General features: G+C 67.0%; 17 protein-coding genes. 5 read left to right on the forward strand and 12 right to left on the reverse strand.

Features of this window, described 5'->3' with window-relative positions; translation table 11 throughout:
• Window positions 1-847: 847 nt before the first annotated feature.
• The gene (locus G6N51_RS17645; protein WP_163750576.1) at window positions 848-1,087 is read right to left on the reverse strand and encodes a hypothetical protein; all 240 of its coding nucleotides are present in this window, start codon (window positions 1,085-1,087) and stop codon (window positions 848-850) included.
• A 109-nt stretch (window positions 1,088-1,196) separates the two neighbouring features.
• On the reverse strand, window positions 1,197-2,234 hold the full coding sequence (gene ligD, locus G6N51_RS17650) for a non-homologous end-joining DNA ligase (RefSeq protein WP_083171738.1): 1,038 nt from the start codon (window positions 2,232-2,234) through the stop codon (window positions 1,197-1,199).
• A gap of 26 nt (window positions 2,235-2,260) precedes the next feature.
• On the opposite strand from ligD, the gene G6N51_RS17655 reads away from it, so the two are divergent.
• The gene (locus G6N51_RS17655) at window positions 2,261-3,331 is read left to right on the forward strand and encodes an ATP-dependent DNA ligase (protein WP_083171739.1); all 1,071 of its coding nucleotides are present in this window, start codon (window positions 2,261-2,263) and stop codon (window positions 3,329-3,331) included.
• On the opposite strand, the gene G6N51_RS17660 is transcribed toward G6N51_RS17655, so the two are convergent.
• Window positions 3,328-4,863 (reverse strand): HNH endonuclease signature motif containing protein, encoded by a 1,536-nt coding sequence (locus G6N51_RS17660; RefSeq protein WP_083171740.1) that lies wholly within the window; start codon window positions 4,861-4,863, stop codon window positions 3,328-3,330. The two genes, G6N51_RS17655 and G6N51_RS17660, sit on opposite strands and share 4 nt — an antisense overlap.
• Before the next feature lie 130 nt (window positions 4,864-4,993).
• Here G6N51_RS17660 and G6N51_RS17665 point away from each other — a divergent pair, with 130 nt between their 5' ends.
• A complete protein-coding gene (locus tag G6N51_RS17665; RefSeq protein ID WP_083171741.1) occupies window positions 4,994-5,362 on the forward strand; it encodes a hypothetical protein in 369 nt (122 codons plus the stop codon).
• Here the strand turns inward: G6N51_RS17665 and G6N51_RS17670 are convergent, their stop codons facing one another.
• From G6N51_RS17670 to G6N51_RS17695, 6 genes are read right to left on the reverse strand one after another with little or no spacing between them, the layout of a single operon-like run.
• Window positions 5,363-6,598, reverse strand: coding sequence for a cytochrome P450 (locus G6N51_RS17670; protein WP_083171742.1), 1,236 nt, complete (start codon window positions 6,596-6,598; stop codon window positions 5,363-5,365).
• Window positions 6,599-6,635: 37 nt separating this feature from the next.
• Window positions 6,636-7,541: a haloalkane dehalogenase gene (locus G6N51_RS17675; RefSeq protein ID WP_083171743.1), complete on the reverse strand. Its 906-nt coding sequence runs from the start codon at window positions 7,539-7,541 to the stop codon at window positions 6,636-6,638.
• Between the two features lies 1 nt (window position 7,542).
• Window positions 7,543-8,028: an NUDIX domain-containing protein gene (locus tag G6N51_RS17680; RefSeq protein WP_083171744.1), complete on the reverse strand. Its 486-nt coding sequence runs from the start codon at window positions 8,026-8,028 to the stop codon at window positions 7,543-7,545.
• A gap of 4 nt (window positions 8,029-8,032) precedes the next feature.
• Window positions 8,033-9,388, reverse strand: coding sequence for a WS/DGAT/MGAT family O-acyltransferase (locus G6N51_RS17685; RefSeq protein ID WP_083171745.1), 1,356 nt, complete (start codon window positions 9,386-9,388; stop codon window positions 8,033-8,035).
• Between the two features lie 43 nt (window positions 9,389-9,431).
• Window positions 9,432-9,818: a DUF1330 domain-containing protein gene (locus tag G6N51_RS17690; protein WP_083171746.1), complete on the reverse strand. Its 387-nt coding sequence runs from the start codon at window positions 9,816-9,818 to the stop codon at window positions 9,432-9,434.
• A gap of 9 nt (window positions 9,819-9,827) precedes the next feature.
• Window positions 9,828-10,685 carry an SDR family NAD(P)-dependent oxidoreductase gene (locus tag G6N51_RS17695; RefSeq protein WP_083171747.1) on the reverse strand — a complete coding sequence of 286 codons (858 nt, stop codon included), beginning with the start codon at window positions 10,683-10,685 and terminating at the stop codon, window positions 9,828-9,830.
• Window positions 10,686-10,792: 107 nt separating this feature from the next.
• Between G6N51_RS17695 and G6N51_RS17700 the strand changes: the two genes are divergently transcribed.
• The 3 genes from G6N51_RS17700 to G6N51_RS17710 are packed head-to-tail and all read left to right on the forward strand — an operon-like array spanning window position 10,793 to window position 13,253.
• The gene (locus G6N51_RS17700; RefSeq protein WP_083171748.1) at window positions 10,793-11,872 is read left to right on the forward strand and encodes an NAD(P)H-dependent amine dehydrogenase family protein; all 1,080 of its coding nucleotides are present in this window, start codon (window positions 10,793-10,795) and stop codon (window positions 11,870-11,872) included.
• Window positions 11,869-12,642, forward strand: coding sequence for an SDR family NAD(P)-dependent oxidoreductase (locus G6N51_RS17705; RefSeq protein ID WP_083171749.1), 774 nt, complete (start codon window positions 11,869-11,871; stop codon window positions 12,640-12,642). Before G6N51_RS17700 ends, G6N51_RS17705 begins: the two co-directional genes overlap by 4 nt.
• Window positions 12,639-13,253, forward strand: a complete 615-nt coding sequence (locus tag G6N51_RS17710) for a TetR/AcrR family transcriptional regulator (protein WP_083171750.1) — start codon at window positions 12,639-12,641, stop codon at window positions 13,251-13,253. Before G6N51_RS17705 ends, G6N51_RS17710 begins: the two co-directional genes overlap by 4 nt.
• Here G6N51_RS17710 and G6N51_RS17715 read toward each other — a convergent pair whose 3' ends face one another.
• From G6N51_RS17715 to G6N51_RS17725, 3 genes are all read right to left on the reverse strand, one after another.
• Entirely contained in the window at window positions 13,254-14,240 is a 987-nt protein-coding gene (locus G6N51_RS17715) for a D-2-hydroxyacid dehydrogenase family protein (RefSeq protein WP_083171751.1), read from the reverse strand.
• Window positions 14,241-14,439: 199 nt separating this feature from the next.
• Window positions 14,440-14,646, reverse strand: a complete 207-nt coding sequence (locus G6N51_RS17720; RefSeq protein ID WP_142274939.1) for a hypothetical protein — start codon at window positions 14,644-14,646, stop codon at window positions 14,440-14,442.
• Window positions 14,647-14,678: 32 nt separating this feature from the next.
• Complete coding sequence (locus G6N51_RS17725; RefSeq protein WP_142274940.1) at window positions 14,679-14,936, reverse strand: hypothetical protein; 258 nt, start codon at window positions 14,934-14,936, stop codon at window positions 14,679-14,681.
• Between the last annotated feature and the right edge of the window lie 5 nt (window positions 14,937-14,941).

Below are 14,941 nucleotides of genomic sequence, written 5' to 3' on the forward strand. Positions count from 1 at the left end.
GCTAGCCGTCATTTTCCAAACCAAAAGTACGTATGTCTGCTCCCCCGAACATATTTGGCATCACCACGCACCGTTTTAGTGCACGGCGGATGGTACGCCGGTGCTACGCATGACCCCATCCGTCCGCGCGGAAAGGGGCGAGAAATGAATGCAATAAGGTCGAGCCTGCCCGCCGAGTGCGGATTACCCCGCGGCACTGCGCGGTTCAGCCCACGGGTTATGCCGGCTCTCAAACAGTGGGCCGTGTTGATCGCCTTAAATTTGGTGAATCCCATAGCATTCCGCATTGCACTCACGTAACATAGCTCCCCTCGGGCGTACATCTCTCCTCTGACGGATGGAGTGGTCCATGGCGCGTATGAAGTACAAGGTTGCTCTCGGCCTGATCCTGGCCGCGACCGCCTTGGCAGGTTCCGGTTGCACTATCCCGCTGACTATCAACTGCAGCACTGCAACCACTGGCATTACCTGCTCACCGTAGGGCTGCCCGGCGGGCGTCGGGGGGTTGCGCTACTGGCACGCCTTACTTGGCATGGTCCACTCTGAGACCTGCCGGGGGGCAGCATAGCTGCCTAAGCGTGCCAGTCAGCGTACCCAACTGGTTTCCGCGCGGTTTACGAAATGCTCGGCCACCCAGGTGTTTTCGAATTGCGCCGCATATACTCCACCGTCGTTGTGGTCGTTCGCTGAGCCAAGCCAGCTCGCCAGGAAGTGCGGCTAATCATTTTAGCGCTAATCTTTTCCGGCCTCGTGGCACAAGGCATTCGAGCTACCGAGCGTCGTTCGAAAGGCTTGTCCCGACTTCAAACGGTTGACGTAAATCATCTGAAATTTATTGAATCCCACATCATTCCGTATTGCGGTCACGTAATATGTCTCCCCTCGGGCGAAACATTTCTTCATCGACGAACGGAGTGTTCATGTCTCGTTTGAAGTACAAGGCCGTTCTCGGCCTGGTCCTGGGCTTCACCGCATTGGCAAGCTCCGGTTGCACGCTGCCGAGCATCTCGTGCACCGGTTCATCCACCGGAATCACCTGCACGCCATAGAGCTGGCCGGCGGTCGTCGGGGGTTGCGCTCCTGGCACGCTCTACTTGGTAATGGCCGGTTTTGGGCCTATATCGAGTGCATCGTTGATGGTATGGGCGTGCCAGGAAGCGTACCGATTCCCTGACACCGCAGCGACCAGAGCTCTCTCACTTCTGTTCGGCGCCCTTCTTCAGGTCCGTATCCCGGCTCGGTTGAACGCGTTTCGGCTCACCCGGCATCTTCGGATAGTTCGGCGGATACGGCATGTCGCCGAGGCCGCGTTCTTCGTCGGCATCGGCCATCGCTAACAGGGGCGAGATCGACTGTGCCACATCTCCCATTGCGGCCCAAGGGTCTTCGCGGCCCGCCACCAGGTCGGGAACTGACGCCATCGTATAGTCGTCCGGTTCCGCGCTGGCCAGCTCGTCCCAACTCAGCGGCGTCGACACCGTCGCAATCGGGGTGCGCCGCACCGAGTAGGCCGACGCCATGGTGCGGTCCCGAGCGTTTTGATTGAAGTCGATGAAGATGCGCTCGCCGCGCTCTTCTTTCCACCATGAGGTGGTGACGGCCTCGGGCGCGCGGCGTTCCACTTCGCGGGCCAACGCGATGCCGGCGCGGCGCACCTCCACGAAATCCCAGTCCGCGGCGATCCGCAGGAAGACGTGGATCCCCCGTCCGCCGGAGGTCTTGGGGTAGCCCACCAGACCGAGCTCATCGAGTAACGGACGCAACACCTGCACCGCGACAGTACGAGCCTGCTCGAATCCGACGCCGGGCTGCGGATCCAGGTCGATGCGCAACTCGTCGGGATGGTCGGTGTCCGGGCAACGCACCTGCCACGGGTGCAAGGTGATGGCGCCCATCTGCGCCGCCCAGACGATAGCCGAGGGGTGGGTGACCTTCAGCGCGTCGGCGGTGCGCCCGGACGGGAATGTCACCCGGCAGGTCTGCAGATAGTCGGGATGGTGCTGCGGAATCCGTTTCTGGTAGATCTCCTCGCCGTCGATGCCATCCGGGAACCGCTGCAGATGGGTGGGCCGGTCGCGGAGCGTGTCGAGCATCGGTCCGTGCGCCACGGCGAGGTAGTACTCGACGAGGCGCCGCTTGGTACCTTTGGCGCCCAACTTGGGGAAATAGACCTTGTCCGGATTGGTCAGGCGCACCGCAACACCTTCGACGTCGAGCTCTTCTGCAGCAGCCATACCGAAGATTCCAGCACAATCGGCTTATGGACTTACCTGTCATGCCCCCGGTGTCGCCGATGCTCGCCAAATCGGTGCGGTCGATTCCGCCGGACGCGTCATACGAGCCGAAATGGGATGGGTTCAGGTCCATATGTTTCCGCGACCGCAACGAGGTCGAGCTGGGCAGTCGCAACGAGCGGCCCATGACGCGTTACTTCCCCGAGTTGGTCGCCGCGGTGCGGGCAGGGCTGCCCGAGCGGTGTGTGATCGACGGGGAGATTGTCATCGCCACCGACCACGGCCTGGATTTCGAGGCGCTACAACAACGCATCCACCCGGCCGATTCGCGGGTGCGGATGCTCGCCGATGCGACGCCGGCGTCCTTCATCGCCTTCGACTTGCTCGCCGTGGGCGACGACGACTACCTGCGGAGGCCGTTCAGCGAGCGGCGCGCGGCCCTCGTCGAGGCGTTGGGGGACGCCGGCCCGTCGATCCACGTCACGCCCGCCACCACCGACATCGATCTCGCGCGGCGCTGGTTCGACGAATTCGAGGGGGCCGGACTCGACGGTGTCATCGCCAAGCCGCTGAGCGTCACCTATCAGCCCGACAAGCGGGTCATGTTCAAGATCAAGCACGAGCGGACCGCCGACTGCGTGGTCGCCGGCTATCGCGTGCACAAGTCCGGCGGCGACGCGATCGGCTCGCTGCTGCTCGGGCTCTACCAGGACGACGGCCAGCTCGCGTCCGTCGGGGTGATCGGTGCCTTTCCGATGGCCGAACGGCGGCGCCTGTTCGCCGAGCTTCAGCCGCTCGTCACCGATTTCGACGGCCACCCGTGGAATTGGGCCGCCCACGAGGCCGGCGAGCGAACACCGCGCAAGAACGAGTTTTCGCGCTGGAACGCCGGCAAGGACCTTTCGTTCGTGCCGCTGCGACCCGAGCGTGTCGTCGAGGTCCGCTACGACCACATGGAAGGCCGGCGCTTTCGGCACACCGCCCAGTTCAACCGGTGGCGGCCGGACCGCGACCCGCGGTCGTGCACATACGAACAACTCGAGCAGCCGGTCACGTTCAGCCTCGGTGACATCGTGCCCGGCCTGGGATCGGGCTAGAAGGGCGGAGGCTGATTGCGTTCGGCGATGCGGGCGGCGTTGAGGGCGCGTTCGGCGTCGATGCGGCGGGCTCGATCTTGCTGTCGGGTTCGGCGGCGTTTGGGCATCATCACGCCGCGATCACCGAGAGAACCGTAGTTGGTTGATACGGTTGGCAATTCACCCGTCGGCACGCACAGCGCGGGAAACAACAGGCGGCTGCCCGGGCGGGTGGTGTAGGTCTGCCCACTCGGCGACGTCCAGACGACGGCGCCGTCCGTAAGCTGCTCGTCGCGCCAACCCGTCCAGAACGTTTTCAGCAGGTGATGCTTCCTGCACAGGCACTTGAGGTTGGACGCGTGGGTGGGCCCGAGCGGGTAGGGCACCGTGTGGTCGATGTCGGCGAACTCGGCGGGTCGATCGCACCCGGGGAATCGGCACGTCATGTCCCGGCACCGAATGAACCGTTCCAGCTCGGCCGACGGGCGGTAACCCGACTCGGGCTTCGCGTCGGCCGGATGGCGCACCCGGCGCACCGTGGCGCCGCCACGGATCAGCTCGGCGACCTGCGCCGGCGATACCACGCCGCCGCCGGGGATCAGCGCCGGCGGCCGGGGATCCGGGACGTCGGGCTCGGGATCTGGCGCCAGCGCCTCCGCCAACGTCGTCTGGTCCGTGATGGGCCGTGCTTGCCGCTCCCCCGACATATGGGGGTCGGGGTCGGCGTCCAACGCCGAAGCGTCGGCGACGACGTGGATCACCACGCTGGCCGCCCGCGCGTCCCCCTCGGCGCCGGCCAGGCAGCCCGCCTGGCCGCATCCACACGCGAGCCGGGCCGCGCCGGCGGCCAAGGCCCCCAGGGCGTCGGCGCGGCGCTGGGCGACGGTGCGCGGATCGTCGTCGCAGACTTCGTGGGCCATCTGCAGCAGGCGCTGGTCCAACACGGCCGCATCGTGCGCGTAGAGCCGGCCCCACATCGAGGCGGTGCCCGACTCGTCATCGGATCGATCGATGACCACGTCGCGGCTGCGGGCCGCGGCGCGAGTTCGCCGCAGGGCGCCGGGATCGTATTGGTCCACCACCGCGTCGATGGCCTGCGCCGTCTTGGTTGCCGACAGCGGCCCGAACCGCCTCGCGTCTTCCGCCAGGGTGGTATCGACCAATTGCAGTGTGTCGGGGTCCTTCACGAGGTCGGTGTGCCACACGATCGTCGCCGCGAGCCGGGCGCTGATCATCCCCTCGGCGAAGAGCGCCCCCACCTGTGGAAGTCGATTGCGCAGCGCGGCGGCCAAGTACATCTGCCCACAGGCCATGGCGTGGCTGATGTTCTGTGCCGCGGCGACCTCGGCGGCCATGGCATCCCAGTTGTCGCAGGACCACTGGGCGGAGCTGGTTGGCCCGTCGGCACGGCGGTGCACCAGCTCCGCGATGGCCGCCAGCCTGCGCGCCGCGGCCGCCGCCTCAACCCGCGCACACTCAGCGATCGCGGCCGCCACTTGCGCATCGTCGGCGCACGCAAGCTCCCCGACGGTGGGCAGCCCGGAATCGAACATATTTTCGATACTAACCGCGGCCGGCGACGCGAAGCACCGCCCGAAGAGCACCCTGTGGAAGAACTTTCAACTGTGGATAACACCGACCTGGGGCGTTTAACGCCCCCGGCAGGCGGGCACGCGAACCCACATGTCAGTGACAGCGTTTCAAGACCTGCCGTTGGCCGACCGCGACCGCAAGTGGGATGGTGACGCCGCCGAGAAGCGGGTGCGCAAGTGGGCGGGGGCCGAGGACGAGCCCAACGAGAAGTACCGCAACGCCCACGTCTGGTACGACAACGCCAAGAAAGACAACTTCACGGCGTACAAGCTGTTGATCGCCGATGTCGTCGACGGCGACCTCAAGGCCGTGCCACGCGGGGTGATGGCGGCCGGCGCGATCATGGACGGAGCGCGCGGCGGCATCGACCTGCCGAAGGCGGACGTCGATCGGGTCAAGAGCCACCTGGCCAAGTACTACAAGAAGATGGGCGAAAGCGCGCCTTGGGAGCGCGGCTAGTCAGACCGCGACCGGCAGGCGCGACAGCCCGCGCAGCGTGACGTTGGCCTTGTATTGCGGCTCGCCGTCCAGTCGCGCGTTCTGGAAGCGCGCCGTGACCGCCGACAGTGCCACGCCGGCCTCCAGCCGGGCCAGCGGCGCGCCCAGGCAGTAATGGGATCCCCGGCCGAAGCCTAAGTGCCGCAGCCCCTTCCGGTCCGGGTCGAAGCTATCGGGCCGGTCGAATTCCGCCGGATCGCGGTGGGCCGCGGCGAGCAGCAGCATCATGACATCTCCCGTCGGCACCTCAACCCCGCCAATCACCATGTCGGCGAGAGCAATTCGACCGACGAGTTGCACCGGGGGGTCATAGCGCAAGGTCTCTTCCACGATCGCCGGCGCTCGACCGGTGTCGGCACTGAGCGCGGCCCACTGCGCGGGATGGCGCAGCATTGCCAGGACGGCGTTCCCGATGAGATTCACCGTGGTTTCGTGTCCGGCGATCAAAAGCAGGTTGCAGGTGGAGACGATCTCTTCCTCGGTCAGCTGGTCTCCGGACTCCTCCACCGCGATCAGTCCCGAGAGCAGGTCGTCCCCGGGTTGTGAACGGCGGCGCTCGATCAGGTCGTGGAAGTACTCGCGCAGCCACGTCCCGGCCTGTTGTCGTTGGTCCGCGACATCGGCCGGCACCCCGGTGATGGTGGAGAACGGGTCCAGCGCCTGGGCGAGCAGTGCCGACGCGCGGCTGAATTGCGGCTCGTCGTCGAGTGGCACCCCGAGCAGCCGGCAGATCACCGCCACCGGCAGCGGATAGGCGAAATCTTCGACGACTTCGAAGTGGCCCTTGTCGGCGACCCGATCGAGCATTCCGTCGACCAGCGAACGGATATCGGGTTCCAGCGCGCTCACCACCCTCGGCGCGAACGCTTTGCTGACCAGCCTGCGCAACCGGGTGTGGTCGGGCGGATCGAGGAACAAGAAACCCGGCGGGCCCTGCCTGCGCGGCGCCGTTCCGGCCGCGGCCTGGCGCTTGGCGACCGTCGAGTTGACGTTGTCGCTGCTGGACGACGGATGCCGCAACACCTCGTCGCAGTCCCGGTAGGCCGAGAAGACGGTCAGGTTGGCGTCGGGCAGCTGCAACGCTCCGCCCTCGCGGAACCGCGCACAGAGTCGATACGGGTCGGCCCGGTTGGCCGGGTCCAGCAGTTGGAGCAGCAGTCCCTGGGATTCGGCTTGCTCGGTCGGCGCGGTCGTCATGCGGCCATTGTGCCCGGCGCCGGACGCGCACCCGGTTTCAGTGACGGAGGAACTCGACGATGTGGCCCGCGAGTTCCTCGCCGGCGTCCTCTTGCAGGAAGTGACCGGCGCCGCGGATCAGGGGATGCTCGATTCCCTGCGCCCCGCGCATCTCGCGCCGGAAGATCGCCCCCATCGGTCCCGTGATCGGGTCGCTGTCGCTGAAGGCAACCAGCATGGGCGTCGGGCTCCCGGACAATGTGGCCCACGCCGCTTTGTTGGCCGCCGCCGCGGGATCGTCCGGTGAGGTCGGCACCAGGCCCGGCATGGCGCGCGGGCCCGCGCAGTACTCGTCGGCGGGGAACGGTGCGTCGTAGCCCGCGCGCACGTCGTCGCTCATCGGTTGGCGACAGCCGCCCTGCACGAACGCGCCTACCCGTAGCGTCGGCGCGGTCGTGATGGCCTCGCGGAAGCGCCACCAGACGTCGGGCATCGGCTGCTCGCCGGTCGGCAGGCCGGTGTTGGCCACAACCAGCCGGGCGAACCGATCGGGGTGTTCGGCGGCGAGGCGCAGACCGATCAGGCCGCCCCAATCCTGGCCGACCAGGGTCACGTTTCGCAGGTCGAGGACATCGAAGGCCACCGCGCGCATCCATTCGACGTGGCGCGCGTAGCTGTGGTCTTCGCGGCGGGCCGGCTTGTCCGAGCGACCGAAACCGACCAGGTCGGGGCAGATGACCCGGTGTCCGGCGCCGGCAAGTACCGGAATCATCTTGCGGTACAGGAACGACCACGACGGTTCGCCGTGCAGCATGAGGACCGGGTCGGCCCCTTCGGGGCCGTCCTGCACCCACGCGACCCGCAACAGCCCGCCTTCGCCGTCGGGCACCTCGCAATACCTTGGGGCGTAAGGAAAGTCGGGCACGTGGTCGAAAGACTCGTCGGGCGTGCGCAACGTCTGCATGTCAGGTCCCTTCGCGTAGTCCCACCAATTCGGGATGCGCCATCAATCGATCAAGAAAATCCAGCTGGCCCTTGAGCAACTTGACCCGCGCCTCGGCCACCGAAAACCACCCCACCCGGTCGACTTCCGGGAACTCGCGCATGGTGCCCGACCCCCTCGGCCACTCCAGCTCGAAGGTGTTGCTGCGCGCGTCGCTCACGTCGAGGTCGGCGTGGACGGCGAATGCGGTGACCACCTTGCCGCCGGACTGTTTCAGCTGGCCGAGGTCCAGCCGGGTCCCGGCCGGCGCAGAAACCCCGAGCTCTTCGGAGAACTCGCGTTGGGCGGCGGCCCAGGGATCCTCCCCGTCGGTGTACTCCCCTTTGGGAATCGACCAGGCCCCGTTGTCTTTTCGCGCCCAGAACGGGCCGCCCGGATGCGCGATCAGGACCTCGACGACGCCCTCGCGGGTCCGGTACAACAGCACACCGGCGCTGAGCTTCGGCATTCGTTCAGGACCCGACCGAACGTTCCAGGTCCTTGAGCGACGACTCCAGGTGTGCGAGCAGGCGCTGCAGGTGCGGCACGCTGCGCCGGCATCCCACCAGCCCGAAGTCCAGATTGCCGGCATTGTTGGCCAGGGTGATGTTCAGCGCCTGGCCGTCGAGCGCGATGGACAGCGGATAATTGCCGTCGAGCCGCGCGCCCCCGTAGTAGATCGGCTGGGTGGGCCCCGGCACGTTCGAAATGATGATGTTGAACGGCGGCGACGTGGACGACACCCATCCGGGGACCGCCGCCAGCGCCAGCGCCGAGGTATTAACCGCGGAGAGCGCGAGCGCCTGGAAGCGGGGCAACTGTGAGAACACCGTCTTGTTGCTGCGCATCGAGTCGCTGATGGTCCGCAGTCGCTGCGCGGGATCGTCGCTGTCGGTGCCGAGATTGCACAGGATGGCGCCGACGAGGTTGCCCCCGGCGTCGGCCTCGTCCTCGGTGCGCAGGCTCACCGGGACCATCGCGATCAGCGGGGCCTCCGGCAGGGCGTTCTGCTCGAGCAGGTAGTAGCGCAGCGCGCCCGAGCACATGGCCAGGACGACATCGTTGACGGTCACGCCGGCGGCCTTCTTGACGCTTTTGAGGCGATCCAGCGACCAGGACTGGGCGGCGCACCGGCGAGCGCCGCCGATCTTGACGTTCAACATGGTGCGCGGCGCGCCGAAGGGCAACGTCAACTGCTGCTCGAGCAGCGCCGCGCGGGCCAGCGAAACCGTCGAAGGGGCAAGCGCCGCAAGGGCCCCCGCCGCGTGCAGCGCCGCACGCAGGGGGCTGACCGGGCTGCTCTTGCGCTTGCTTTTCGGCAGGCTCCACGGTGCGCGGATCTCGGTGTCGTCGGGGTCCGTCGACAACGCGCGCTGCATCAGCTTCTGCGCCGAGACGCCGTCGATCAGTGCGTGGTGAACCTTCGTGTAAATGGCGAACCGCCCATCCTTGAGGCCCTCGATGACGTGGGTCTCCCACAGCGGGCGGTGACGATCCAGCAGACTGCTGTGCCATCGCGACGTCAGCTCGAGCAATTCACGGATCCGCCCCGGGGACGGCACCGCGGAGCGCCGGACGTGGTAGTCGATGTCGACGTCGTTGTCATAGGACCAGCCCAGGTTCGCGATTCCGCCGACGAACGTCGCGGGATGCTTACGGAAGGTGGGCTGGAAATCGCGCTGCGCGATCAACCGGTCGTAGAGGTTGCGGACAAAGTCGCGGTCGGCGCCGCTCGGCAACTCGAACAACTGCAACCCACCGACGTGCATGGGATGTTCCCGCGACTCTCCCAATAGGAAGATCGCGTCGGTGGGCATCATCAGGTCCATTCAGCAATTACACGCGACTATGGGCAAACCCGCCAGCACCCGTTTATTCGGGGGCCAGCGACCATGCCGATGTCGCGACCAGGTCGCCACGGTCAAGCGCCGCGGCGCGGTGTTCGTGCACTTGCGCGTACTCCGGCGTGCTCACCATGTCGATGAACGCCTGCGGCGTCGGGTATTCCACAACGAGAATCGCATCCCACCAAGGGGTTTCGTCGTCACCGATCACGAAGGCCGGCGCGATGCCCGCATAACGGACGGTGGCGCCCACCCGCCGCAGGTGCGGCGCCACCTCCAGCGCGTAGCGCTGGTAGGACTCCCGGCCGCCCGAGGTCTTGAACTTCAACAGGTTGACCATCACCACCGGCGCGTCGGCGGGCCGCGCGGCCAGGGCCGCGAACTGTTCGGCGGTGGGCTCCAAGGAATGGCTCATGAGAGACGATTAGAGCAGATCGGTGATGGTCTTCAGGCCCGCTTCATAAAGGACGCCGGGCAGCATGCCGCCGTCGTGCTCGATGGTGGTGCCGTTGATGAAGTCGGCCGCCCCGCCGGCGAGGAATACGCAGACCCTGCCCACCTCCGCGGGCTCACCCGCACGCCGCAGCGGGACGGCCTCGAAATACTTTGCGCCAGTTGGGTCGTCTTTGGGCAGCACGAACGACCGGAAGTTCTCGGTCATCGTCGGTCCGAGCGCGACGCAGTTGACCCGAACCTTGGGACCCCACTCCTCGGCCAGCGAGCGGGTGAGGTGGTTGAGGCCGCTCTTGGCCGCACCATAGGAGACCAACGTCGGAGACCCGGCCGGATGCCCGGCCCCGCTGGAAATGTTGATGATGCAGCCCACGCCGTCCTGGGTGCGCATCTGGCGGTAGGCGCGGATCGCGAACCAGAGCGGGCTGATCAGGTTCATCTGCACCGCGAACGCGTGGAACAACGCGGTGCGCTCATACTCGTCGTCGCTCGCCGGTGCCCCCTGAATGCGTTGCACCAGTTCGGGAATGCCCTCCGCGTGGGGCGCCGGAACCGTTCCGCCGGCGTTGTTCACCAGGATGTCGACGCGGCCGTGCTCGGCGACGACTTCGGCGACAAAGGAGTCGATCGCACGGTAGTCCCCTTGGTCGCAGACCTTTTGGGAAGCCCGGGCCGACCAATCGGGGTCGACCCCGGGAATGGCGTCCAGCGGCGAGCGTGAACAGCCGACGACGGTGGCACCGGCGCGGAGCAGTTCGTGGGCGATGCCGACACCCACACCCCGGCTGGTTCCGGTGACGATCGCGACCTTGCCGTCCAGGACACTCATGACAGTCCTTCCTCCGTCGAGCCGACGTTGACAGTCACTGTCAGCGGGTCATACTGTGCCATTTCGGTCGTTGGCGTGTAAAGGCATGTGATTCGGAGGTCACCGAGATGAGTAGTCCGTCCAAGCTCCGCGTCATCCAATGGGCGACCGGAGGCGTCGGCAAGGCGGCCATCGCGTGCGTCCTGAATCATCCGCAGTTGGAGCTGGCCGGCTGCTGGGTGCACAGCGCGGACAAGAACGGCGTGGATGTCGGCCGGATCCTTGGAACTGGCGACCTCGGTGTCACGGCCACCTCCGATGCCGAGCAGATCTTGGCGCTGGACGCCGACTGCGTCGTCTACAGCCCCCTGGTGCCCAACGACGACGAGGTCATCGCCATCCTGGGATCCGGCAAGAACGTCGTCACCCCGGTCGGCTGGGTGTACCCCGACCCCGGCAACCCGCGGCACCGGGCCGTCGCCGACGCCGCGGTCCAAGGCGGAGTGACCCTGCACGGTTCGGGGATCCACCCCGGCGGCATCACCGAACGATTCCCGCTCATGCTGACCTCGCTTTCGTCGGCGGTCACCCACATCCGCGCCGAAGAATTCTCCGACATCCGTACCTACAACGCCCCGGACGTCGTGCGCCACATCATGGGCTTCGGCGGCACTCCCGAGGAGGCGATGCAAGGACCCATGGCCGGCCTGCTGGACGGCGGCTTCAAGCAGTCGGTGCGAATGATAGCCGACCACATGGGATTTCGCATCGACCCGAACATCAGGACCATCCAGGACGTCGCCGTCGCGACCGCCGAGATCGAATACGGTCCATTCCCCATCACGACCGGAGCCGTGGCCGCACGCCGGTTCCGCTGGCAGGCCCTCGTGGACGGCGAACCGGTCATCACGGCGGCGGTCAACTGGTTGATGGGTGAGGAGAACCTGGACCCGGCCTGGGATTTCGGCGGGCGGGGCGAACGGTTCGAGGTTGAGATCACCGGTGATCCCACCGTGAGCCTCACCTTCAAGGGTCTGCAACCCGAGACGATCGCCGAAGGGCTGGTGAAGAATCCTGGCGTGGTGGCGACGGCCAATCATTGCGTCAACGCCATCCCGGATGTCTGCGCCGCCGAACCCGGCATCAAGACCTACCTCGACCTACCCCTGTTCGCGGGTCGCCCCGCTCCCGACCTCGCGGCCTCATGACCTACAGTCATCCGTCCTCGATGCGCGGCCATGTCGCGGTCGTCACCGGCGCCGCCCAAGGCGTGGGCAAGGGCGTCGCCGCCGCGCTACTGGAACGCGGCGCATCGGTCCTGCTGGTCGACATTCAAGACGAATTGCTGTGCGCGACAACCGGAGAGCTGTCGTCGGTGGGCCGCGTCGAGAAGCTGACCGCCGACCTCCGCGACCCGGGCAGCGCCCAACGCATCGTGGCGGCCGCGGTCGACGCGTTCGGTACGATCCACGGCCTGGTCAACAACGCGATCGCCACCAACGAGCCCAAGGCATTCGTCGACATCACCACCGAGGACTTCGCGCTCGGCCACGACGTCGGCCCGCGGGCGACCTTCCTGCTGATGCAGGCCGTGCACCCCGTGATGGTCCTAGGACGTGGCGGGTCGATCGTCAACCTCGGCTCCGGGACGGGCACCGGCGGCGAGCCGAAATGGGGCGGATACGCCGCCGCCAAGGAGGCCATCCGGGGCCTGTCGAAGGTCGCCGCCCTGGAGTGGGGGCGCGACAACATCCGCGTCAACGTCATCTGCCCGTTCGCCGAATCGGACGGCGTCAAGTTCTGGAAGTCGTTCGCGCCCAAGGAATACGAAAAGGCGGTGAGCCGCGTTCCAATGAAACGCATCGGCGACGTCCGCACCGACGTGGGTGCGTTGGTGGCGTTCCTGCTGGGCACCGATTCGACGTTCATCACCGGACAGACCATTCACGTCGACGGTGGGATCGGCTGCTTTCGGTGACCTCCCCCGCCAGAGGCGAGTCGCTGCGCGATCGGCAACGCGCACAGGTCCGGGCCGACCTCAGGCGAGCGGCGTTCCGGCTGTTCGTCGACCGTGGCTACGACGCCGTCACAACCGAGGAGATCGCCGCCGCAGCGGGCGTTTCGCCGCGCACCTTCTTCCGGCACGTTCCGACGAAAGAGGACCTGTTACTGGCCCCCGTCCGGCATGGCGGCGCCGCGATCGTCAACCTGCTCGAGCAGCGGCCCGCGACCGAAGCGCCGGATGTCGCGTTGATCAACGCCATCATCACGCGGACCCGGTCCTTCGAGCAGGCCGACACCGACGAGTGGCGAGAAGCTCTGCTGGTGGCCCCCGATCTGCTCCGCAAGGTCACCGTCCACACGCCCGCGGACAAGGAGCGGGCGGCCAAGCTGATCGCCGAGCGGATGGGCGTCAACCCCGACGTCGACCTCCGTCCCGGACTCTTGGTCCAACTCGCGTTCGCCGCCGCGGATTTCGGGTTCCAGCAATGGGTGCGCCAGGCCGGTCGCCCCTGGCCGCTGGATCGCTACGTGACCGAAGCCCTGCAAGCGGTCAAGAGCTCGCACTGGAAGCGGAAGCGGGCCTGATCAAGCCCGGGACGCCTCGGGATTGGCGATCCGGATCGGCGCCCCGTCCAGCCAGGCGCTCACCGCCTCCACCGTGTCGGAGTAGAAGGCACCGAGCATTTCGCGGGTGACGTATCCCAGGTGTGGAGACAGCGTGACGTTCGGGAGCTGCCGCAAGGGGTGGTCCGGCGGCAGCGGTTCGATGTCGTAGACGTCGAGCCCGGCCCCGGCGAGGCGGCCGGTTTCGAGCGCATCGAGCAGGGCGGCCTCGTCGACGATCGGTCCCCGCGACGTGTTGATCAGGTACGCGTGCGGCTGCATCAGGGACAGCTCCGGTTCGCCGACCAGGCCGCGCGTGCGTTCCGAGAGCACCACGTGGATGGAGACCACGTCCGACTGCTCGAACAACGCCGCCTTCTCCACTCGGCGCGCGCCGACCACCGCGGCCGCATCCGAGGTGAGATTCTGGCTCCACGCGATGACCTCCATGCCAAAGGCTTTCGCGTATCCGGCCATCCGCCTGCCCAACCGCCCGAGGCCAAGCAGCCCGAGCGTCTTTCCGGACAGCGTGAGCCCCGTCGTCACCTGCCAGCCGCCGTCCCGCATGCGTCGGTGTTCTTCGGCCAGGTTGCGCACCGTGGCGATCAGCAATCCCCAGGCCAGTTCCGGCGTGGCGTCGTGCACGGAGCGGAATCGTGAATGGGTGAAGTCGGTGTGGGCGACCAGGATCCCCCGCTCGGTGGCGGCGGCCATGTCCAGGCTGGGCAGGCTGCTGCCGACGATGGTGATCAGCTTCAGGTTCGGCAGCCGCTCGATCAGCGTTCGCGGCAACGCCATCCGCTCGCGCATGGTGCAGATCACGTCGAATGGCCGCAGCGCCTCGGCGGCGTCGTCCTCGGACAGGTGCCGATCGAAAACGGAAACACGGGAACGATTTTGCACCGTCGACCAGTCCGCAAGCCGCAAAGCCACACCGGCATAGTCGTCGAGGATCGCCACCCGGGGCACAGGGTCTCCCATTACCCCATTGAACCTCAGGTCAGAACGCGTACTCCCGCGGGCGGTGCTGCACGGGCACCCGGCGCTCGGTGGTGAACTCGTCGATGGCTCATTACCGCCGAAGGCCGGTCACGGCGCTCTTGACGGGATGACCGGCGCGACTCAGCCGCCGCCCCCACCGGCGCCGCAACGGCTGGCACGCCGGGCGCTAGCAATTGGCGCCGGCGATGCAGCCGCTGTCGGGCACCCGCGCTGGATGACTCGGCGGTGGCGGGGCCGGGCTGGACGATGTGGCCATGGTCGGTACCGCGGGCGCACCGATCGAGGACGTGTCCGCGCCGCAACCCACCAACACGGTCAGCGCGGCGGCGCCGCCCAATGCGGCGAATGCCTTCCTTGCTTGCGATTTGGTCATCGTTGCTCCTTTTCGGGGTGGCTGGGCGCGACTTAACCGCCACCGGCACCGCCGCCGCCACCGCCCGCGCCGGAAAGTCCGTTGCCACGGCAGTAGTAGTAGTAGTTGCATTGTTGCTGTTGGGGGACCACCAATGGTGGTGGTGGTACCGGGTGGGACGAAGTCGGTGGCGCCGGGGCGGCGGGGGCCTTACTGGCCGAAGCGTTCGCGCCCGTGGTGCAGGCCATTCCCGAACTGAGGATGGCGGCCCCACCGAGCACGGCCGCGACCCTGCTTAAGCGAAATTCCATCAGAT

Source organism: Mycobacterium paraseoulense, assembly GCF_010731655.1.
In the GTDB taxonomy this organism is placed as follows: Bacteria; Actinomycetota; Actinomycetes; order Mycobacteriales; family Mycobacteriaceae; genus Mycobacterium; species Mycobacterium paraseoulense.

Coding starts and splice junctions, on each gene's coding strand:
- ligD (WP_083171738.1), bottom strand. CDS start 2,234: ATGGCTGCTGCAGAAGAGCTCGACGTCGAAGGTGTTGCGGTGCGCCTG.
- G6N51_RS17655 (WP_083171739.1), top strand. CDS start 2,261: ATGGACTTACCTGTCATGCCCCCGGTGTCGCCGATGCTCGCCAAATCG.
- G6N51_RS17660 (WP_083171740.1), bottom strand. CDS start 4,863: ATGTTCGATTCCGGGCTGCCCACCGTCGGGGAGCTTGCGTGCGCCGAC.
- G6N51_RS17665 (WP_083171741.1), top strand. CDS start 4,994: ATGTCAGTGACAGCGTTTCAAGACCTGCCGTTGGCCGACCGCGACCGC.
- G6N51_RS17670 (WP_083171742.1), bottom strand. CDS start 6,598: ATGACGACCGCGCCGACCGAGCAAGCCGAATCCCAGGGACTGCTGCTC.
- G6N51_RS17675 (WP_083171743.1), bottom strand. CDS start 7,541: ATGCAGACGTTGCGCACGCCCGACGAGTCTTTCGACCACGTGCCCGAC.
- G6N51_RS17680 (WP_083171744.1), bottom strand. CDS start 8,028: ATGCCGAAGCTCAGCGCCGGTGTGCTGTTGTACCGGACCCGCGAGGGC.
- G6N51_RS17685 (WP_083171745.1), bottom strand. CDS start 9,388: ATGGACCTGATGATGCCCACCGACGCGATCTTCCTATTGGGAGAGTCG.
- G6N51_RS17690 (WP_083171746.1), bottom strand. CDS start 9,818: ATGAGCCATTCCTTGGAGCCCACCGCCGAACAGTTCGCGGCCCTGGCC.
- G6N51_RS17695 (WP_083171747.1), bottom strand. CDS start 10,685: ATGAGTGTCCTGGACGGCAAGGTCGCGATCGTCACCGGAACCAGCCGG.
- G6N51_RS17700 (WP_083171748.1), top strand. CDS start 10,793: ATGAGTAGTCCGTCCAAGCTCCGCGTCATCCAATGGGCGACCGGAGGC.
- G6N51_RS17705 (WP_083171749.1), top strand. CDS start 11,869: ATGACCTACAGTCATCCGTCCTCGATGCGCGGCCATGTCGCGGTCGTC.
- G6N51_RS17720 (WP_142274939.1), bottom strand. CDS start 14,646: ATGACCAAATCGCAAGCAAGGAAGGCATTCGCCGCATTGGGCGGCGCC.
- G6N51_RS17725 (WP_142274940.1), bottom strand. CDS start 14,936: ATGGAATTTCGCTTAAGCAGGGTCGCGGCCGTGCTCGGTGGGGCCGCC.